Raw genomic sequence first — 18891 nt, 5'->3', positions numbered from 1 at the left:
CAGTACGGAAAGGTATTCATGAAAGGGTTGCTGCAGCGCGTGCGAAGTGCGCGTGTCGAGGTGGCGACAGAGGTCGTCGGAGCTATTGATCACGGCATATTGGTGCTGGTCGGAATAGAACCTCAAGACACGCGTGCCAGTGCCGATAAGTTGCTGCACAAGCTGCTCAATTATCGTGTGTTCGGCGATGCCGAGGGCAAGATGAACCTGTCGTTGCGGGAAGTGAGTGGCGGCCTGTTGCTGGTTTCGCAATTTACGTTGGCGGCCGACACCAAAAGCGGGTTGCGCGCAGGGTTCTCGAAAGCGGCTGCTCCAGCGCTGGGGGCCGAGTTGTTCGACTATCTATTGAGTCAGGCCAGAATCGCGCATCCCGTTGTTGCTGCGGGCCAATTTGGTGCGGACATGCAAGTGCATCTGATAAACGATGGGCCCGTGACGTTTTTGTTTGATACGTGAACCTTGATTGCTTTTGATTTTTCCGAATTTATCTGTCGCAAGGCGGATAAATTTCTTTGTCATACCTGATGCGTTGTAACGCGCGCTGCTGGATAATCGCGCGTTACGGGGATCGGCACTGTTGGTCCATTTGTATGACAAAAGCGGTTCTGACGTCCGGTTGGGGAATCATTAAGCCCATTCGGAGTCGGAACAATGCTCGCCAACCCGGCATTCGATAGCTGGCCGTTGGTTTCTTCATCTGTTTTCGGCGAGGGTTGCTCGTGATTGTTAGTCCCTGTGATGCTCCAAAAACACCTGTCAAGCGGTTGCGCAATGCGCTTCTGGCTGGCTCGGCCCTTGTGTGTCTGTTCAGTGCAGGCCAGCTGTGGGCGTTCAGTCTTGATGATGTAGCGGCAAGGGCCAAAGAAATGGCCGGGCAGAAGTTCGAGGCTCCGCGGAGCAATCTGCCGAACGAACTGCGCGACATGAAGTTCGCCGATTATCAGAAGATCCGCTTCCGTGATGACAAGGCCGAATGGGCGGGCGAAAAAACGCCGTTCAAAATCTCGTTCTATCACCAGGGCATGCACTTCGATACGCCGGTCAAGATCAACGAAGTTACCGCGACCAGCGTCGACGAAATCAAGTACGACCCGAGTCGTTTTGACTTCGGCGACCTGAAGATCGACCCGAAATCCACCGAGAAGCTGGGTTACGCCGGTTTCCGTGTCCTGTATCCGATCAACAAGGATGACAAGCAGGACGAAATCATGACCATGCTGGGCGCGAGCTATTTCCGCGTGATCGGCAAAGGCCAGGTGTACGGTCTGTCCGCGCGCGGCATGGCCATCGACACTGCATTGCCGTCCGGCGAAGAGTTCCCGCGCTTCAAGGAATTCTGGATCGAGAAGCCAGGCCCGGATGACAACCATCTGGTGATCTTCGCGCTGCTTGATTCGCCACGTGCTACTGGTGCTTACCAGCTGACCCTGCGTCCTGGCACCAACACCCTGGTCGACGTCAAATCGCGCATGTTCCTGCGTGACAAGGTCACCAAGCTGGGTGTGGCTCCATTGACCAGCATGTTCCTGTTCGGTGCCAACCAGCCGTCGCGTGTGCCTAACTTCCGTCGCGAGCTGCACGACTCCAGCGGTCTGTCGATTCAGGCTGCCAATGGTCAGTGGCTGTGGCGTCCGCTGAACAACCCTAAACACCTGTCCATCAGCAGCTTCTCGGTCGAGAACCCGCGCGGTTTCGGCTTGCTGCAACGCGGCCGTGACTTCAGTCAGTACGAAGACCTCGATGATCGTTACGACAAGCGCCCAAGCGCCTGGATCGAGCCGAAGGGTGACTGGGGCAAAGGGACTGTCGATCTGGTCGAGATCCCGACTGCCGACGAAACCAACGACAACATCGTAGCGTTCTGGAAGCCTGATACTTTGGCTGCTCCGGGCGAACAGATGAGCTTCGATTACCGTCTGCACTGGACCATGCAGGAAAACTCGATTCACTCCCCTGATCTGGGCTGGGTCAAGCAGACTCAACGCTCCATCGGTGACGTGCGTCAGTCCAACCTAGTTCGTCAGCCGGATGGCAGCCTTGCATTCCTGGTCGATTTCGTTGGCCCGGTACTGGCCGCCTTGCCTGAGGACAAGACCATCCGTAGCCAGGTAACCACCGACGATAACGTCGAACTGGTCGAAAACAACCTGCGTTACAACCCGGTCACTAAAGGCTACCGCCTGACCCTTCGTGTGAAGGTCAAGGATTCCGGCAAGCCGACCGAGATGAGCGCTTACCTGTTGCGTGAAATTCCTGCCGAACCGGGCAAGGAACCTGCGCTGCTCGTGGCTGACAAGGCCGAAGAGAAGAAAGCCGCCGCCAAGGAAGCAGCCAAACCGGCCGCCGTCAAAGAGTCCGCGACCGATCAGGTAGAGATTGCCAAGGCTGATGCGCCGAAGTCTGACGCCAAGCCCGAAGCTGCCAAGCCTGAAACCGGTAAAGCCGAAGCTTCCAAAGCCAGCGCCAAGGCCGACACTGCGAAAGCCGACGCCGCCAAGGCCGACGCTGCCAAGGCAGATGACGCCAAGGATAAAGACGCTAAAGAGAATAAGCAGCCTGAAACCGAGGCAGCGCCCACCCATCCGGAACCGGCCAAGACGCTGCAAGTCATGACCGAGACCTGGAACTATCAGTTGCCGAGCGATGAGTAATTCTCAACTGGTGCCTGTGTCTCTGAACGAGTACCTGGCACATCTACCGATGAGCGACGAGCAGCGGGCAGAACTTGCCAGCTGCAAGACCTTCGCCGAGTTGCATGAACGCCTGTCGGCGCAGCCGCTCAACGATCCCTCCGAGGCCGCCCAGGCTTCGGTGGGGCGTCGCCTCACGCTGTCTGCCGATGATCTGGAAGACGCCGAGATGCTCGGCGTCGATGCCAGCGGGCGTCTGTGCCTCAAGGCGACACCGCCTATTCGCCGGACCAAGGTTGTGCCCGAGCCGTGGCGTACCAACATTCTGGTGCGTGGCTGGCGTCGCCTGACCGGCAAGACCAACCCGCCCAAGCCGGATCATGATGATCTGCCACGGGATTTGCCGAAGTCGCGCTGGCGTACTGTCGGTTCGATCCGCCGCTATATTCTGCTGATCCTGATGCTGGGTCAGACGATCGTGGCGGGCTGGTACATGAAGGGCATTCTGCCTTATCAGGGCTGGTCGCTGGTTTCGCTGGACGAAATCACTCGTCAGACCTTCGTGCAGACAGCCTTGCAGGTCATGCCTTATGCACTGCAGACCAGCATTCTGTTGCTGTTCGGGATTCTGTTCTGCTGGGTGTCGGCCGGTTTCTGGACCGCACTGATGGGCTTTCTGGAATTGCTCACTGGTCGCGACAAGTATCGTATTTCGGGCGCCAGCGCCGGTAACGAGCCGATCGAAGCCGGTGCGCGCACCGCGCTGGTCATGCCGATTTGCAACGAAGACGTACCGCGGGTTTTCGCCGGTCTGCGTGCGACATTCGAATCGGTGGCGGCCACGGGCAACCTGGACCGCTTCGACTTCTTCGTACTCAGCGACACCAACGAGACCGACATTGCCGTTGCCGAGCAACAGGCCTGGCTGGACGTGTGCCGCGAAACCAAAGGCTTCGGCAGCATCTTCTATCGCCGCCGTCGTCGTCGCGTAAAACGCAAAAGCGGCAACCTGGACGACTTCTGCCGTCGCTGGGGCGGTGAGTATCGTTACATGGTCGTGCTTGATGCCGATAGCGTGATGAGCGGTGAATGCCTGACCAGTCTGGTGCGCTTGATGGAAGCCACGCCAGACGCCGGTATCATCCAGACCGCGCCACGTGCCTCGGGCATGGACACGCTGTATGCGCGCATGCAGCAGTTCGCTACTCGCGTCTACGGTCCGCTGTTTACTGCTGGCCTGCACTTCTGGCAGTTGGGTGAATCCCACTACTGGGGTCACAACGCGATCATCCGCATGAAGCCGTTCATCGAGCATTGCGCCTTGGCGCCGTTGCCGGGCAAGGGTGCGTTCGCCGGTGCGATTCTGTCCCACGACTTCGTCGAAGCTGCGCTGATGCGCCGCGCCGGCTGGGGTGTGTGGATTGCTTACGATCTGCCGGGCAGCTATGAAGAACTGCCGCCCAACCTGCTCGACGAACTCAAGCGTGACCGTCGCTGGTGCCACGGCAACCTGATGAACTTCAGGCTGTTTCTGGTCAAAGGCATGCACCCGGTTCACCGTGCGGTGTTCCTGACTGGCGTGATGTCTTACCTGTCGGCGCCGCTGTGGTTCTTCTTCCTCGTGCTGTCCACCGCGTTGCTTGCCGTGAACACGCTGATGGAGCCGACCTACTTCCTTGAACCACGTCAGTTGTACCCGTTGTGGCCACAGTGGCACCCGGAAAAAGCCGTCGCGCTGTTTTCGACCACCATCGTTCTGCTGTTCCTGCCTAAACTGCTCAGTGTCATTCTGATCTGGGCAAAGGGCGCGAAAGGCTTTGGTGGCAAGTTCAAGGTCACGGTTTCGATGCTGCTGGAAATGCTGTTCTCGGTGCTTCTGGCGCCGGTGCGCATGCTGTTCCACACCCGCTTCGTACTGGCTGCTTTCCTGGGCTGGGCCGCGACCTGGAACTCGCCACAACGCGACGATGACTCGACACCGTGGATCGAAGCGGTCAAGCGTCATGGTCCGCAAACGTTGCTGGGTGCTTGCTGGGCCCTGCTGGTGTTCTGGTTGAACCCAAGCTTCCTGTGGTGGCTGGCGCCGATCGTGGTGTCGTTGATGCTGTCGATTCCTGTGTCGGTGATTTCCAGCCGTACAGGTCTGGGGCTGAAAGCGCGTGACGAGAAATTCTTCCTGATTCCCGAAGAGTTCGAGCCGCCGCAAGAACTGATCTCTACCGATCATTACACCCATGAGAACCGCTGGCACGCCCTGAAGCAAGGCTTCATCCGCGCCGTGGTCGATCCTCGCCAAAACGCTCTGGCGTGCGCCTTGGCGACATCGCGTCACCGTCAGGCGCAGCCGATCGAAGTGGTGCGTATGGAGCGCGTTGATCACGCACTCAAGGTAGGGCCGGCGAAACTCAGCAATCAGGAACGTCTGATGGTCCTGAGTGACCCGGTTGCCTTAGGCCGCTTGCACGAGCGCGTCTGGAGCGAAGGTCACGAAGAGTGGCTGGCGGCGTGGAGAGCTTCCATAGAAGCTGACCCACATGCGCCGTTGCTGCCTTTGCAGCCACTGGGCAAGGCGTCCGAGCCAGTTCTGGCTTAACGTCCACTCAGCGGTAAAAAAGCCCCCGAAGCCTCGCTTCGGGGGCTTTTTTTATCCCGACAGCGCTCGTTTCACACGGCACTGACGTGGCCACAGCAGTGGCGTTCAGCTCACTCTGAATTTCCCCACCAACCCTTGCAGATGGGTGCCCAGCCTGGCCAGTTCGATGCTGGAGGCTGCTGTTTCTTCGCTGGCGGCAGCGGTTTGCTCCGAGATGTCGCGGACGCTGATCACGTTACGATTGATCTGTTCGGCCACCACACTTTGTTCTTCGCTGGCCGTGGCGATCTGTTCATTCATGAGCTGGATAGAGGCAACGGTGCATGTGATCTCCTCCAGGCCACTGCCCGCGCGGCGGCTCAGCTCGACGGTGTTGTCAGTCAAGGTGCGGCTATTGTCGAGTGTGGTTGCAACCTGCTGGGTGCCGGTTTGCAGGGCGGCGATCAGCTCCTCGATTTCTTCGGTGGACTTCTGTGTGCGTTGCGCCAGGCCGCGCACTTCATCAGCGACCACGGCAAACCCGCGCCCGGCTTCCCCTGCACGAGCGGCTTCGATGGCGGCGTTCAGTGCCAGCAGGTTGGTTTGCTGCGATACGGATTTGATCACGTCAAGAACACCTACGATCTTGCCGCTTTCTTGCTTGAGCTGGTTCATTGACTGAGTAGAGTTTGCCACTTCGCGAGCCAGTTGCTCGATCTGCGCAATGGCCTTGCCGACGACCTCATCGCCGCTGCGCGCCTGTTTATCTGCCTGCACTGCAGCCTGCGATGCATTTTGCGCATTGCGCGCCACTTCCTGCACAGTGGCCGCCATCTGGTTCATGGCAGTGGCCACTTGATCGGTCTCATCTTTTTGGCTGTTGACCCCGGCGCATGTCTGTTCTGTAACAGCCGAAAGCTGTTCGGCTGCGCTGGCGATTTGCGATACACCATCGCTGATTCCGCCGATCAACCCGCGCAGGCTGACAGTCATGGCCTGCATGCTGCGCTGCAGCTGACCCATTTCATCATGGCGTGTGACCGACATATCCTGACTCAGATCGCCCTGAGCGATTCGTGCTGCCACCACCAGGGTCTGCTGCAAGGGAATGGTGATCTGCCGGGTCATGATCCAGGCGGCCGTCAATCCAATCAGTAGCGCCAGAGCCGCAATGCTGGTGAGGGTAGTCCTGGCGTTTGCCGCCTCGCTGTCACGTTGCGCAGTTTGCAGGCGGGTCAGTGTCGCTACCGATTCCAGCAGTTTCTCCCCGAGGACTTCCATGGACTGCTGATCAGCCTCGGCTTTGGTCTGTATCTGTTTGAAGTTGTTCAGGCTGTCCCGATAGTCCTTCAGCGCTTTCGACGCAGGTGTCAGACCTTGAAGCTGGTCTTTACGCTGGTCCCTGGCTATCTCCTCGACTTCCTTTAGCGCTTCGTCGATGGCGTTGATGGCGGCGGCCTCATCGGCATCGTTGGTAGTGAATGTGTAGGTCTGCACCTGATAACGCGCAACCTGAATCTGCTGCCTCAGCTGCGATATGTTGGTGAATTCCTCCATTCGCTCGCTGCTTTCCTGCTCCTGGCTTACGCCCTTGAGCACTTCAGCTTCGACCTGCGCAACGGCTTGCGAGGCTTGCTCTGATTTCTGATCCAGGTGCTGGCGTATTTGCTCTCGGGTTTGTCGATTGATACGTACGTCGGCGAATGATTTCTCCAGTTCGCTCACCGTCTGAAGCTGCTCGTTGAGCAGGGTCATTGTTGCCGGCTCGGTGCTCTGCCGGTGCAGCGATGTCAGATGGGTCTTCATTTCATCGATTTTTCTTGTCACCTGAGCGCTCGTCTCCGGCGTTTTCTGTACACGGTCGATGATCCGTTCGGCGCGCAAATCCTTGGTGAGGCTGGTGAGCTGGGCAACATCGGAAAGCGACTCGGATCGGTCAATCATCGTGTACAGGCCATACCACCCGGTAAACGTGATGATCAGCGTCAGTAGCAGCACCAGGCCGAAACCCAGTGACAACTTGAACCTGACGTTCATGTTGCCGAGTGCTTGATTGATCAGTCGGAACATTGGAATCTCCTGCAAATGAGCTAACAAAAGCAGGTCCCGAGCGAGTCAGGACGTGCGTTGTGAGCGCATCGGCATGGCGATCCATTGTGTGACCTGAGAAGGTCGTAGGAGATTTCCGAGCAGAAGGCAGCGGTGACGGGCGTCACGTTTAGCCGATGGAAAAGACCCGCGCCATTGCGCAGCGCAGGTCTGGCAGTTGATTATCAGACGGTGAAGCGGCTGACCAGCAACTGAAGATGGTTGCCCAGTCTTGCCAGCTCGACGCTGGAAGCTGCTGTTTCTTCACTGGCGGCCGAAGTCTGCTCAGAAACATCGCGCACATTGATGATGCTGCGATTGATCTCTTCAGCCGTGGCGCTTTGCTGTTCGGCTGCGGCCGCGATCTGCTGGTTCATGGCCTGAATCGCCGAAACGGTTCTGGTGATGTTCTCCAGCGATCCGCCGGCCCGGCGGGTCAGTTCCACGCTGCTGGCGCTCAACTCGCGGCTGCTGTCCATGACCGTCGCGGCTTGCTGCGTGCCGCTTTGCAGACGAGCGATCAGTGCTTCGATTTCTTCGGTGGATTTCTGGGTTCGTTGCGCCAGACTGCGTACTTCGTCGGCGACCACGGCAAAACCGCGGCCAGCCTCTCCGGCGCGGGCGGCCTCGATGGCGGCGTTCAGGGCCAACAGGTTGGTTTGCTCGGCGACCGATTTGATTACGTCCAGCACGCTGCCGATCTGGCTGCTTTCCTGTTTCAGGGCGCCCATCGCTTCGCTGGAGTTAGCCACGGCTACTGCAAGACGTTCGATCTGCGCAATTGCCTCGTTGACCACACGTTCGCCGTCGCGGGCTTGCTGGTCGGCGGCAACGGCTGCTTCCGAGGCCTCTTCGGCATTTCGTGCAACTTCCTGCACTGTGGCGGTCATTTCGTGCATGGCCGTGGCCACCTGATCGGTTTCGACCTTCTGGCTGTTGACCCCGGCGCTGGTCTGCTCAGTCACCGCCGACAGTTCTTCTGCGGCACTGGCAATTTGCGTCACGCCATCGCGAATACCGCCCACCAGCTCGCGCAGGCTGACGGTCATGCGCTGAATGGTGCTTTGCAGCCTGCCCAGTTCATCCTTGCGATCGACCCGCAGGTTGCGGCTCAAGTCACCCGCGGCGACACGCTCCACGACCTCGAGGGTCTCCTGGAGTGGCGTAGTGATCTGGCGGGTGATGACCCAGGCAGCCAGTATGCTCAGCACCAATGCCAGAACGGTGGCAACCACGATCATCATCACTGACTTTTCGCTGTCGATATTGCGGCTTTTGTTTTGCCTGGCGATCAGGTCTTTGCTTACGGCCAGCATTTCTGTGCCCTGCGCGGTCATCTTGTCCAGCGCAGCTGTGCTCGCAGCCTGCGAGTCGCGATATTGCCCCACCGCTTCGCGATAGCCCTTGAGGCCCAGGACTGCCTGTTGCAGCAATGGCGTGTAGTCGGAAGAAATGTCACCGGCCAGGGTATTGATCCCGGTGATGGCTTCGTCAATCGCCTGATTGGCGTTCTTTTCAAAATCGGGACGGCCACTGTAGGTGTAGCCGCGAACCTGGAAGCGTGCCTGCTGAATCAGCTTGCTGACGCCAACGATACCGTTGAAGGCGAGAATGTCGTTCGCCTTGAGCAGTTCGGCTTCTACTTTGTCGGCCTGGGCCACCGCCTTGTCGGCATTGGCGCCCATCTGCGTGCGGCTGGTTTCACGGATGGCAATAGCGTCGGTCATGTCTTTGAAAGACTGGCGATAATCACGGGTCGTTTGAATCTGGCGATCCAGAAGTTGAATGTTTTCAGGGGAGCGCAGCAGGTTTCTGGCAGCTCCAAGGGCAGCGTCGAGTTGATCAAGGCTGGTTCTTACTGCCGCGGCTGCTTCTGCGTTAAACAAATCCTCGTAGCGCATGCGGTTGATGCGCAATTGAAGGGTCAGCTCGTTGACCTTGCCGATGGCAGTCACCCGGTCACCGCGATCTATCAAGGTCTGGTTGCTGAACCAGCCAATTGCCGAGATCATTATGGTCATCAACAGAACGAGGCCGAAGCCACCTGCCAATTTAAGACTGACGCTCGCATTGGCGAGGCTTCCAGATAACCCACGGGACATGACTGCTCCTTTGTCTATTCGTTATAGTTCCACATGCATCGGCTGCGCTTCAGCTAACTGAAGCAGGGCGGGAACGCGATAGCGCCTAGAACAAACGGGCCAGAAGGGCGGTGACAGCGGTTTCGACGCGCAGGATGCGTTCTCCCAGTTGCACAGGCTGCAAGCCGGACTTCTGCAACAGGTCGATCTCGTAGGGTATCCATCCGCCCTCGGGGCCGATGGCCAGCGTCACGGGCTGTGTGACAGCGCGCGGGCAGGCAGGGAAGTCGCCAGGATGTCCGACCAGGCCCAGTGTATTCGCCGCCATTTGCGGCAGCCGGTCTTCGACAAAGGGTTTGAAGCGCTTCTCGATCACGATCTCGGGCAGTACACAATCGCGCGCCTGCTCCAGCCCCAGAATCAGCTGCTCGCGGATGGCTTCGTGTTCCAGAAAAGGCGTTTGCCAAAAGCTCTTCTCGACCCGATAGCTGTTCATCAGGACGACTTTGGGTACACCCATGGTCGCAATGGTCTGAAACACTCTACGCAGCATCTTGGGGCGCGGCAGCGCCAGCAGTAGTGTCAGTGGGAGCTTTGCGGGAGGTGCGGCGTTCAGGACGACACGCAGTTCTGCTTCATGGGGCTCAAGGCGCAGCAATTCGGCACTGCCCAGCAGGTCGTCGATGCGACCGACACGCAGGCTATCGCCAACCTCGGCCCGATGCACCTCCTGCATGTGCTTGAGTCGTCGGTCACGCAGGATGACCCGGTCGGCCGCAATGAAATCGGCCTCCTCAAGCAGCAGCAGGTTCACGGAGTGGTCGCGGGCGGCTGGTCTTGCTTGTCGGCATCTTCGGCCTGATCGTCCGGATGTTCGCCGCGCTTCTTGATCATCGTGCTGCACAGCACGCCCAGTTCGAACAACAGCCACATCGGCACGGCCAACAGCGTTTGCGAGAAGATGTCTGGCGGAGTCAGGATCATGCCGACCATAAAGCAACCAATGACCACGTAAGGACGGATCTTCTTCAGGTATTTGACGTCGACGATGCCGATCCAGACCAGCAATACCACCGCCACCGGGATTTCAAAGGCCACGCCGAAAGCAAAGAACAGTGTCATCACGAAATCGAGATAGCTGGCAATGTCGGTCATCATCGACACGCCTTCGGGCGTCACGCTGGCGAAGAAGTGGAAGATGATCGGGAAGACCAGAAAGTACGCGAACGCCATGCCTGCGTAGAACAGGATAATGCTCGAGACCAGCAGCGGAATGGCCACGCGCTTTTCATGCTTGTACAGGCCCGGCGCGATGAAACCCCAGATCTGGTGCAGGATAACCGGCATGGAAAGGAACAGCGCGACCATCATGGTCAGCTTGAACGGCGTGATGAACGGCGAGGCCACATCGGTGGCGATCATCGTTGCGCCTTCAGGCAGATAGACCCGCAACGGCGCCGAGACCAGGGTGTAGATCTTCTGCGTGAAGTAGAACAGACCGGCAAAAATCAGAAATACTGCCGCAACACAGCGCAACAGACGTGTACGCAGCTCGGTGAGGTGCGAGATCAGCGGCATCTGCTGATCGTTTTCCGGGATATCAGCGCTCATGGGGCTCGTGGTGGCAATGACGAATCGTGGGCGGGAGGCGTCGGAGGCGGTGCAGACGCATCGGCTGGCTTCGCGGTTTTATCGAGCGACAGCCCTGTTTCAGGCAGCGCTGGTTCTGCGGGACCAATGTGCTGAGGTGCGGGGGCTGCGGATTCTGTCTGCACCGGTGTCGATGCCGGGCTTACAGGGTCCGAAGTGGTCCCTGGTTGCTGATTATGGGAGAACATCTTGCGCGCTTCGTCTTCAAGCGAAACGATGTGCTCGTTGTGCAATTGCCGACGAATCTCGTCGGCACCGATTTCACGCTCAACTTCCTGTTTGATCGCATTGAAGCTGCGCTTCAACCGACCGATCCATAAGCCTGCGGTGCGTGCAGCACCTGGCAGGCGCTCGGGACCCAGTACCAGCAAGGCAACCAGGCCGACGAGCAGCAGTTCAGAGAAGCTGATACCGAACATGGGCTTAAACCTGATCTTTGCGGAGCGGCTCGTCGACTTTGTGCGCCCGAGCGTCGATGGTGTGCGGCTGATTCAAAGGCGAGCCCTGAGGAGTGGGCTGTGCCTGTTGTGGCTGAGGCGCAGGTTGTTCTTCCGGCTTGTCGTCTTCATGCATGGCCTTGCGAAAGCCTTTGATCGATTCACCAACATCGCTGCCCAGACCCTTGAGTTTCTTGGTCCCGAAAACCAGCACTACGACGATCAGGATGACGATCCAGTGTTTCCAGTCAAAAATACCCATGAAACAGTCCTCGTAAAAGATTTCAAGCTTGAAAGGAGAGAGCGTTAATCTGCCGTGCGTGCGGCTTTTTCCGCGTGGCCGGACAAGCCGAAGCGGCGGTCCAGCTCATCGAGCACGGCCTGTGGGTGCTGACCCAGCGCGGCAAGCATCACCATGCTGTGAAACCACAGGTCAGCGGTTTCATAGATCACGTCACTGCAATCACCACTGACAGCAGCATCCTTTGCGGCAATTATGGTCTCGATCGACTCTTCACCGAGCTTTTCGAGAATCTTGTTCAGGCCCTTGTGGTACAGGCTTGCGACATAGGAACTGTCGGCAGCGGCGTCCTTGCGTGATTCCAGCACCTCGGCCAGGCGAGACAACGTATCAGTCATGGTCAGTGGCCTGCGTGGTAAATGGCATCAGGATCTTTCAAGACCGGGTCTACGGTCTTCCACTCCGAATTTTCGTACACCCGGTAGAAGCAACTTTCGCGTCCGGTGTGGCACGCGATGCCGCCGATCTGCTCGACCATCAGGATAATGACATCGGCGTCACAGTCGAGGCGCAGTTCATGGAGCTTTTGTACATGACCTGATTCTTCACCCTTGCGCCAGAGTTTGCCACGTGAACGCGACCAATAGATTGCACGATTCTCGGAGGCCGTAAGGCTCAGCGCCTCGCGGTTCATCCAGGCCATCATCAGTACCCGTCCGGTCTTGTGATCCTGAGCGATTGCAGGCACCAGACCGTCGCTGTTCCAGTGAATCTCGTCCAGCCAGTCTTTCATATCTACTCCGGCAGCCGGACTTCAGGCCCGGCGGATTGAACAGTGTGCCAGCGCCATACGCTGCTGGCTATCGGCGAACGATCAGATACAGGCCGGCGACCAGCATGATCGCCGCTGGCCAGGCGGTAAGCGTCAGCAACTGTGTGGCAGCCTCGCTCATCACCCAGCCCTGTATCGCGCCACCTACCAGCAGGGCCGCACCGATGAGCCGCAGGATAGGTTCGTCTTTGCGGTCGTGCCAGGGGCGTGGAGGATCGGACGCATGAGGTCGGGACATGCGCTCCAGCAGGTCACGGGTCATGCCGGCAATATGCGGCAGTTGCTCGACTTGTGACTGCAGGTTGCCGAGCAGCGTTTTGGGGCTGACCCGCTCACGCATCCAGCGCTCCAGATAAGGCTGCGCGGTGCTCCAGAGGTCCAGTTCGGGATACAGCTGGCGACCCAGCCCCTCGATATTGAGCAGCGTCTTCTGCAGCAGCACCAGCTGTGGCTGCACTTCCATATTGAAGCGGCGCGCGGTCTGGAACAGACGCATCAGCACCTGACCGAAGGAAATATCCTTCAGTGGCTTCTCGAAAATCGGCTCGCAGACCGTGCGGATCGCCGCTTCGAACTCATTGAGCTTGGTCTCTGCCGGTACCCAGCCCGAGTCGATGTGCAACTGCGCAACCCGACGATAATCCCGTTTGAAGAAGGCAAACAGGTTGCGCGCCAGATAATCCTGATCTTCCGGGGTCAGGCTGCCGACGATACCGCAGTCGATGGCAATGTATTTCGGGGCCCACGGGTTGACCGTGCTGATGAAAATATTGCCGGGATGCATGTCGGCGTGAAAGAAGCTGTCGCGAAAGATCTGCGTGAAAAAGATTTCCACGCCACGCTCGGCCAGCAGTTTCATGTCCGTGCGCTGGTCGGCCAGGCCGGCCATGTCGGTCACCTGCAGGCCGTAGATGCGCTCCATGACCAGCACCTTCGGGCGGCACCAGTCCCAGTACACCTGGGGCACGTAGAGCAGGTCGGAGCCTTCGAAATTGCGTCGCAACTGACTGGAGTTGGCTGCTTCGCGCAGCAGGTCCAGTTCGTCGTAGATGGTTTTTTCGTAATCCATCACCACCTGCACTGGGTGCAGCAGGCGCGCATCGGCAGACACGCGTTCGGCCATGCGGGCAAGAATGAACAGCCACGCCAAGTCCTGGCCGATGATCGGCTTGAGCCCCGGACGCACGACCTTGACCACGACTTCTTCGCCGGTCTTCAGGCAGGCGGCATGCACCTGTGCTACTGAGGCGGAGGCCAGTGGTGTTTCGTCGAAACGGCTGAATACATCACAGATGCGTGCGCCCAGTTGCTCTTCGATCAGCTTGATCGCCAGTTGCTGGTCGAACGGCGGCACGCGGTCCTGCAGCAGCATCAGCTCATCGGCAATGTCCTCTGGCAGCAGATCGCGCCGGGTCGACAGCAATTGCCCGAACTTGATGAAGATCGGCCCCAGGTCTTGCAGGGCGAGACGAAAGCGCACGCCACGGTTCAGCTCGGACTTGCGCCGCGGCAGCCAGCGCCAGGGCAGCACGAAACGTACCGCGAGCATCCACCACGGCAGGGGCAAGGCGAACAACAGGTCATCGAGGCGATAGCGAATAACGACACGTTGAATGCGAAACAGACGTCGGACGGCAAGCAGCTTCATGCGTTATCGCTGGTATTGAGGGAGTGGGCAAGGCGTGCAAAGCGCGCCTCGAGACGTTCCAGATCCATTTTCATCTGATCGAGCTCGGCAAATCGGGCTTCGGCTTCGTGGTTGCCTACCAGCGTGCGCGATTCTTCGCTCAGGTAATCGGTGACGTTCTGGCTGAGGCTGGCGACGCTGTCGCGGGTCCAACGCCCCCGATTGCGCAAATGGCTGCCGAACATCTGGCTGGCGACCGGGCCAACCCAGCGGGACAGTTCATGCTCCCAGTCCAGCTCCAGGTCTTGCAGAATACCGACCAGTTCGAGCAAGGCACCGCTGTCACCGTCAATCTCGACATCCGGCCCGTGCAGTATGGCCGTCTTGTCCTTGCTCAGGGCAAGACGCATCAGGCTGGACGCTGACGCGCGCAGGGTGCAATCGGCGTCGGCAGCCCAGTCGGCCGCCAGCAGCAGGCCTTCGTCACTGGGCAAAATGAAGATTTTCAGGGACGGGTCGCGACAGTCTACGGCAATGATGCGGCCGGACAGACGCGCCATGCGCGGCAGCGCCGTGCTGTCCAGGCGCAATACCCGATTGATGCCGTGCTCGATGCCGGCGAGCAGCCCCCGAAGCAACATCAGGGTTTGATGCCGCGATGCAGAGCAACAACGCCCGCAGTCATGTTGTGATAGGTCACGCGGTCAAACCCGGCTTCTACCATCATGGACTTGAGGGTTTCCTGATTGGGGTGCATACGAATCGACTCGGCCAGGTAACGATAGCTTTCAGAGTCGTTGGTGACCAGTTTGCCCATCAACGGCATGAACGCGAACGAGTAGGCGTCATAAGCCTTGGACATCAGCTTGCTGGTCGGTTTGGAGAATTCCAGCACCAACAGGCGACCGCCGGGCTTGAGCACGCGCAGCATGGAGCGCAGGGCGTCTTCCTTGTGCGTCACGTTGCGCAGGCCGAAGGCAATAGTCACGCAGTCGAAATGGTTGTCTGGAAACGGCAGCTTTTCGGCATCGGCCTGGACGAATTCGACATTGCCCGACACGCCCAGATCCAGCAGGCGGTCGCGGCCTACCTTGAGCATGGAGGCATTGATGTCTGCCAGAACCACCTGGCCAGTCGGGCCGACCAGATTGGAAAACTTGCGGGTCAGATCGCCTGTGCCGCCGGCGATGTCCAGTACACGGTTGCCGGTGCGGACACCTGAAAGCTCGATGGCGAAACGTTTCCAGAGGCGGTGCATGCCGCCAGACAGCAGGTCGTTCATCAGGTCGTACTTGGCAGCAACCGAGTGGAAAACCTCAGCGACTTTCTCTGCCTTCTGGCTTTCCGGTACGTTTTTGTAACCGAAGTGAGTAGTAGGTTCGGCATCGCTGCCTTTGCGCTGATCGTTCATATCGTTCACCGGAATAGAGTGCGTGTCATTCTAATCGCCAAGGCTGGCTTTGTCTTGACAAGGCTCACTTGCAACGCTTTCTTGGATGCGGACGGATGTATATAGTTGCGCCGCATTTCACAAGACGATCAAGGAACTCTCCGATGGCCAAGATAACCGTTGAACGCCCGCATACTCTGGGCCGGGAAAAGGCCCGCGAGAAGGCCGGGCAACTGGTGCAAAAGCTCACCGACAAATATGGCCTGGCTCACGAATGGGCAGGCGATACCGTGATGCTGGAAGGCAAGGGCGCCAAAGGCAAGGTCGAAGTCGAAGAGGCGATGATTCGTATCGAGATAGAGCTGAGCTTCATGTTGTCGGCCATGAGTGGCCCGATCAAGACTGAAATCGAACGCGTGCTGGATAAGGCGCTGGCCGCCTGAGGCCACACTGGATACAGCTTCCGGCGTGCCGAAAAATTCTTGAATCGCATCCGAATTGTGTCTGGACATGACGTAGACACGCGCTCTGCTAAGCTCGTTTAACTGACAGCGTTATTGGGACGTGTCGGGCCTGAAACCTCAAACGCTCTGAGTCGAAATGACTCGAACGTTCCGAGTCTGGACAATAAGGAGAGCAGGATGGCTGGCAAGAAAAAAGTTGATAAGGATGGCGGCTCGTGGATGGGAGACGTCGAGAAATACTCTCGGCAAATCTGGCTGGCTGGTCTGGGCGCTTATTCCAAGATCAGCAACGATGGCAGCAAGTTCTTCGAGACGCTGGTCAAGGACGGCGAAAAAGCCGAGAAGAAGACCAAGCTCGAGGCGCAGAAGCAGCTCGACGAAGTGAAAGACGCTGGCAAGAAGTCCAAGTCCCGTGTCGATAATGTCAAAGACCTTGCGGTTGGCAAATGGAACGAGCTGGAGGGAGCTTTTGACGAGCGTCTGAACAGCGCTATCTCACGTCTGGGCGTACCAAGCCGCCATGAAGTCAAGGAGCTGCACAGCAAGGTCGATCAACTGACCCGGCAGATCGAGCAGTTGACGGGTCAAAAGGCCAGACCTGTTCCGCCGCGTGCTGCCGCCGCCAAGTCTGTAGCACCCAAAAGCGCACCCAGACCAGCCCCGAAAGCTGCTGCAAAACCTTTGGTCAAGGCCGCCGCCAAGTCTGTCGCCAAAACGGCGGATAAAACCGCAGCCGCCAAGCCGGCCGTGAACAGAACAGCCGCCAAACCGGCCCAGGCAGCCAGCAAAGCCGCTACTGCAACCGCCAGCAAAGCGAAATCAGCCGCCAAGCCTGCGGCAGCGAAAAAACCTGCGGCGAGAAAAACTGCCGCCAAGCCCGCAGCGTCTACCTCGGCAAACAGCTCGACTGCAGCGTCCGCACCTTCGTCCGCACCAGAAACGCCAGCCAGCCGGTCCTGACAGTCAGCTGCAACATCAAAGCCCGGCCTGCCAAGCAGGTCGGGCTTTTTCCAAAGCGTGCAAAGTGGCTCAAAGCATCAGCTTGACGACCTGCTCTGAAGGATCGCGAGACTTCCCGGCTTTCTGCAATTCCTGAATGTAGTCTTCCCACAGGGATTGCTGACGCCTGCCTAGCTCATACAGGTAGTCCCAGGTGAACAGTCCTGAGTCATGGCCGTCGTCGAAGGTCAGTTTCAATGCATATTGGCCAGCCGGCTCGACCTTGGTCAGGCCGACGCCCAGCTTGCCGAACTGCAGGATCGGCCTGCCATGCCCCTGAACTTCGGCAGACGGAGAGTGCACCCGCAGAAACTCCGCAGGCAGGTGGTATTCCTCGCCGGATGCGTACTTCAGCGTCAGGGTTTTGGAGGCCTTGTGCAGCTGGATGGCGGTGGGGAGCATGGGAAGCAGTCTCGGGTGTTGAGCTGTGAGCTTCAGGCAGAAGCAAAAAAGCTGCAAGAGTGAACGACCTCTTGCAGCTTTCAACTTACCGTCTGGTGCCGAAGTTTTAGAGAATGTAGCGGGACAGGTCTTCGTTTTCTGCCAGATCGCCCAAGTGGCTGTTGACGTATTCGGCATCGATTTCGATGGTGGCTGCGTCCGGGTTGATGGCCAGGTCACCGGCGCTGAACGACACCTCTTCCAGCAAGCGCTCAAGCAGCGTATGCAGGCGGCGAGCGCCGATGTTTTCAGTCTTCTCGTTAACTTGCCAGGCGATCTCGGCAAGACGTTTGATGCCCTCGGGCTTGAACTCGATCTTCAGACCTTCGGTCTTGAGCAGCTCGCGATATTGCTCGGTCAGCGAAGCGTGCGGCTCGCTGAGAATGCGTTCGAAGTCCTGCGGCGAAAGAGCCTTGAGCTCGACACGAATCGGCAGGCGGCCCTGTAGTTCCGGCACCAGATCGCTCGGTTTGCTCAGGTGGAATGCGCCGGAAGCAATGAACAGGATGTGGTCGGTCTTGACCATGCCCAGTTTGGTATTCACGGTGCAGCCTTCGATCAGCGGCAGCAGATCACGCTGCACGCCTTCACGGGATACATCGACGCCACCGGAATTGCCGCGCTTGGCGACTTTGTCGATTTCGTCGATGAACACTATGCCGTGCTGCTCGACGGCTTCCAGCGCCTTGGCCTTCAGCTCTTCCTCGTTAACCAGGCGGCCCGCTTCTTCCTCGCGCACCAGCTTCAGTGCGTCCTTGACCTTGAGTTTGCGGCTCTTGGTCTTGCCTTTGCCCATGTTGGCAAACAGGCTTTGTAGCTGGTTGGTCATTTCTTCCATGCCGGGTGGCGCGGAAATATCGACACCAACGGCTTCGTTGATCTCGAGTTCGATTTCCTTGTCATCCAGCTGGCCTTCACGCAGGCGCTTGCGGAACAGCTGGCGGGTGTTGGAATCGTTGCTCTGGGCCTGATCCTCGTTGAAGCCTGCACGTGCAGGCGGCAACAGGGCATCGAGAATGCGGTCCTCGGCAGCATCTTCGGCACGGTGACGGACCTTGATGATTTCCTGCTCGCGCAGCAATTTGATCGCCGCGTCGGCAAGATCGCGGATGATCGACTCAACATCGCGGCCTACATAGCCAACTTCGGTAAATTTGGTCGCTTCAACCTTGATGAACGGTGCATTGGCGAGCTTGGCCAGCCGACGCGCAATTTCGGTTTTACCGACACCGGTCGGGCCGATCATCAGGATGTTCTTGGGAGTTACTTCGACACGCAGCTCTTCAGGCAGCTGCATACGGCGCCAGCGATTGCGCAAGGCAATGGCAACGGCGCGCTTGGCATCGTCCTGGCCGATGATATGGCGATCGAGTTCGTGGACGATTTCGCGGGGAGTCATGGACATGATTATTCACGGCCCTCTTGCGCGGTAAAGCCAA

Annotated in this window: 18 protein-coding genes and 2 pseudogenes; 5 read left to right on the top strand and 15 right to left on the bottom strand. The window is 58.5% G+C overall.

Going from position 1 to position 18891, the window contains the following annotated elements:
* The first annotated feature begins 18 nt into the window (after window positions 1-18).
* From dtd to mdoH, 3 genes are all read left to right on the top strand, one after another.
* Window positions 19-456: a D-aminoacyl-tRNA deacylase gene (gene dtd / locus I9H09_RS22490; protein ID WP_005888163.1), complete on the top strand. Its 438-nt coding sequence runs from the start codon at window positions 19-21 to the stop codon at window positions 454-456.
* Between the two features lie 263 nt (window positions 457-719).
* On the top strand, window positions 720-2651 hold the full coding sequence (locus tag I9H09_RS22485) for a glucan biosynthesis protein G (RefSeq protein ID WP_024668720.1): 1932 nt from the start codon (window positions 720-722) through the stop codon (window positions 2649-2651).
* Complete coding sequence (mdoH, locus tag I9H09_RS22480) at window positions 2644-5223, top strand: glucans biosynthesis glucosyltransferase MdoH (protein WP_122346538.1); 2580 nt, start codon at window positions 2644-2646, stop codon at window positions 5221-5223. The genes I9H09_RS22485 and mdoH overlap by 8 nt, the downstream gene beginning before the upstream one ends.
* 105 nt (window positions 5224-5328) lie before the next feature.
* On the opposite strand, the gene I9H09_RS27265 is transcribed toward mdoH, so the two are convergent.
* From I9H09_RS27265 to ubiE, 13 genes and pseudogenes are all read right to left on the bottom strand, one after another.
* Window positions 5329-6045: a methyl-accepting chemotaxis protein gene (locus I9H09_RS27265; protein WP_413469774.1), complete on the bottom strand. Its 717-nt coding sequence runs from the start codon at window positions 6043-6045 to the stop codon at window positions 5329-5331.
* A gap of 144 nt (window positions 6046-6189) precedes the next feature.
* A pseudogene (locus I9H09_RS27260) lies at window positions 6190-7239 on the bottom strand (methyl-accepting chemotaxis protein); the annotation flags it as partial.
* A 236-nt stretch (window positions 7240-7475) separates the two neighbouring features.
* Complete coding sequence (locus I9H09_RS27350; RefSeq protein ID WP_454203642.1) at window positions 7476-8339, bottom strand: methyl-accepting chemotaxis protein; 864 nt, start codon at window positions 8337-8339, stop codon at window positions 7476-7478.
* A pseudogene (locus I9H09_RS27345) lies at window positions 8331-9302 on the bottom strand (methyl-accepting chemotaxis protein); the annotation flags it as partial. The pseudogene I9H09_RS27345 and the gene I9H09_RS27350, both read right to left, overlap by 9 nt.
* A gap of 175 nt (window positions 9303-9477) precedes the next feature.
* On the bottom strand, window positions 9478-10185 hold the full coding sequence (locus tag I9H09_RS22465) for a 16S rRNA (uracil(1498)-N(3))-methyltransferase (RefSeq protein WP_122346540.1): 708 nt from the start codon (window positions 10183-10185) through the stop codon (window positions 9478-9480).
* On the bottom strand, window positions 10182-10982 hold the full coding sequence (gene tatC / locus I9H09_RS22460) for a twin-arginine translocase subunit TatC (RefSeq protein WP_122346541.1): 801 nt from the start codon (window positions 10980-10982) through the stop codon (window positions 10182-10184). Before tatC ends, I9H09_RS22465 begins: the two co-directional genes overlap by 4 nt.
* Complete coding sequence (gene tatB / locus I9H09_RS22455; protein ID WP_005888177.1) at window positions 10979-11440, bottom strand: Sec-independent protein translocase protein TatB; 462 nt, start codon at window positions 11438-11440, stop codon at window positions 10979-10981. Before tatB ends, tatC begins: the two co-directional genes overlap by 4 nt.
* Before the next feature lie 4 nt (window positions 11441-11444).
* Window positions 11445-11720: a twin-arginine translocase TatA/TatE family subunit gene (locus I9H09_RS22450; RefSeq protein WP_122346542.1), complete on the bottom strand. Its 276-nt coding sequence runs from the start codon at window positions 11718-11720 to the stop codon at window positions 11445-11447.
* A gap of 44 nt (window positions 11721-11764) precedes the next feature.
* Window positions 11765-12097, bottom strand: a complete 333-nt coding sequence (locus I9H09_RS22445; protein ID WP_024668726.1) for a phosphoribosyl-ATP diphosphatase — start codon at window positions 12095-12097, stop codon at window positions 11765-11767.
* Between the two features lie 2 nt (window positions 12098-12099).
* Window positions 12100-12492: a phosphoribosyl-AMP cyclohydrolase gene (gene hisI, locus I9H09_RS22440; RefSeq protein WP_024668727.1), complete on the bottom strand. Its 393-nt coding sequence runs from the start codon at window positions 12490-12492 to the stop codon at window positions 12100-12102.
* A gap of 67 nt (window positions 12493-12559) precedes the next feature.
* Entirely contained in the window at window positions 12560-14179 is a 1620-nt protein-coding gene (gene ubiB / locus I9H09_RS22435) for a ubiquinone biosynthesis regulatory protein kinase UbiB (protein WP_005888182.1), read from the bottom strand.
* Window positions 14176-14799, bottom strand: a complete 624-nt coding sequence (locus I9H09_RS22430; protein WP_122312622.1) for a ubiquinone biosynthesis accessory factor UbiJ — start codon at window positions 14797-14799, stop codon at window positions 14176-14178. The genes ubiB and I9H09_RS22430 overlap by 4 nt, the downstream gene beginning before the upstream one ends.
* Window positions 14799-15569: a bifunctional demethylmenaquinone methyltransferase/2-methoxy-6-polyprenyl-1,4-benzoquinol methylase UbiE gene (gene ubiE, locus I9H09_RS22425; RefSeq protein ID WP_005888184.1), complete on the bottom strand. Its 771-nt coding sequence runs from the start codon at window positions 15567-15569 to the stop codon at window positions 14799-14801. Before ubiE ends, I9H09_RS22430 begins: the two co-directional genes overlap by 1 nt.
* A gap of 143 nt (window positions 15570-15712) precedes the next feature.
* Here ubiE and I9H09_RS22420 point away from each other — a divergent pair, with 143 nt between their 5' ends.
* Together I9H09_RS22420 and I9H09_RS22415 are read left to right on the top strand one after the other, a co-directional pair.
* Window positions 15713-15991, top strand: a complete 279-nt coding sequence (locus I9H09_RS22420; RefSeq protein WP_122312621.1) for a polyhydroxyalkanoic acid system family protein — start codon at window positions 15713-15715, stop codon at window positions 15989-15991.
* 198 nt (window positions 15992-16189) lie between these two features.
* Window positions 16190-16972 carry a phasin family protein gene (locus I9H09_RS22415; RefSeq protein WP_122312620.1) on the top strand — a complete coding sequence of 261 codons (783 nt, stop codon included), beginning with the start codon at window positions 16190-16192 and terminating at the stop codon, window positions 16970-16972.
* A gap of 69 nt (window positions 16973-17041) precedes the next feature.
* Here the strand turns inward: I9H09_RS22415 and I9H09_RS22410 are convergent, their stop codons facing one another.
* Together I9H09_RS22410 and hslU are read right to left on the bottom strand one after the other, a co-directional pair.
* A complete protein-coding gene (locus I9H09_RS22410; RefSeq protein WP_005888187.1) occupies window positions 17042-17413 on the bottom strand; it encodes a gamma-butyrobetaine hydroxylase family protein in 372 nt (123 codons plus the stop codon).
* A 106-nt stretch (window positions 17414-17519) separates the two neighbouring features.
* Window positions 17520-18857, bottom strand: coding sequence for an ATP-dependent protease ATPase subunit HslU (hslU, locus tag I9H09_RS22405; protein ID WP_053931632.1), 1338 nt, complete (start codon window positions 18855-18857; stop codon window positions 17520-17522).
* Window positions 18858-18891 lie beyond the last annotated feature (34 nt).

This window comes from Pseudomonas tremae (assembly GCF_023278125.1).
Taxonomy (GTDB): Bacteria; Pseudomonadota; Gammaproteobacteria; order Pseudomonadales; family Pseudomonadaceae; genus Aquipseudomonas; species Aquipseudomonas tremae.
The sequence above is the reverse complement of the archived record's forward strand: the minus strand, read 5'-3'. Positions and strand labels throughout refer to the sequence as shown.

Excerpts from the sequence above, each read along its gene's own strand:
- hisI (WP_024668727.1), bottom strand. The coding sequence starts at position 12,492 with ATGAAAGACTGGCTGGACGAGATTCACTGGAACAGCGACGGTCTGGTG.
- I9H09_RS27350 (WP_454203642.1), bottom strand. The coding sequence starts at position 8,339 with ATGACCGTCAGCCTGCGCGAGCTGGTGGGCGGTATTCGCGATGGCGTG.
- ubiE (WP_005888184.1), bottom strand. The coding sequence starts at position 15,569 with ATGAACGATCAGCGCAAAGGCAGCGATGCCGAACCTACTACTCACTTC.
- I9H09_RS22415 (WP_122312620.1), top strand. The coding sequence starts at position 16,190 with ATGGCTGGCAAGAAAAAAGTTGATAAGGATGGCGGCTCGTGGATGGGA.
- ubiB (WP_005888182.1), bottom strand. The coding sequence starts at position 14,179 with ATGAAGCTGCTTGCCGTCCGACGTCTGTTTCGCATTCAACGTGTCGTT.
- I9H09_RS22420 (WP_122312621.1), top strand. The coding sequence starts at position 15,713 with ATGGCCAAGATAACCGTTGAACGCCCGCATACTCTGGGCCGGGAAAAG.
- I9H09_RS22450 (WP_122346542.1), bottom strand. The coding sequence starts at position 11,720 with ATGGGTATTTTTGACTGGAAACACTGGATCGTCATCCTGATCGTCGTA.
- I9H09_RS22445 (WP_024668726.1), bottom strand. The coding sequence starts at position 12,097 with ATGACTGATACGTTGTCTCGCCTGGCCGAGGTGCTGGAATCACGCAAG.
- tatB (WP_005888177.1), bottom strand. The coding sequence starts at position 11,440 with ATGTTCGGTATCAGCTTCTCTGAACTGCTGCTCGTCGGCCTGGTTGCC.
- I9H09_RS22410 (WP_005888187.1), bottom strand. The coding sequence starts at position 17,413 with ATGCTCCCCACCGCCATCCAGCTGCACAAGGCCTCCAAAACCCTGACG.
- I9H09_RS22430 (WP_122312622.1), bottom strand. The coding sequence starts at position 14,799 with ATGTTGCTTCGGGGGCTGCTCGCCGGCATCGAGCACGGCATCAATCGG.
- tatC (WP_122346541.1), bottom strand. The coding sequence starts at position 10,982 with ATGAGCGCTGATATCCCGGAAAACGATCAGCAGATGCCGCTGATCTCG.
- I9H09_RS27265 (WP_413469774.1), bottom strand. The coding sequence starts at position 6,045 with ATGAACCAGATGGCGGCCACTGTGCAGGAAGTGGCGCGCAATGCGCAA.
- hslU (WP_053931632.1), bottom strand. The coding sequence starts at position 18,857 with ATGTCCATGACTCCCCGCGAAATCGTCCACGAACTCGATCGCCATATC.
- mdoH (WP_122346538.1), top strand. The coding sequence starts at position 2,644 with ATGAGTAATTCTCAACTGGTGCCTGTGTCTCTGAACGAGTACCTGGCA.
- dtd (WP_005888163.1), top strand. The coding sequence starts at position 19 with ATGAAAGGGTTGCTGCAGCGCGTGCGAAGTGCGCGTGTCGAGGTGGCG.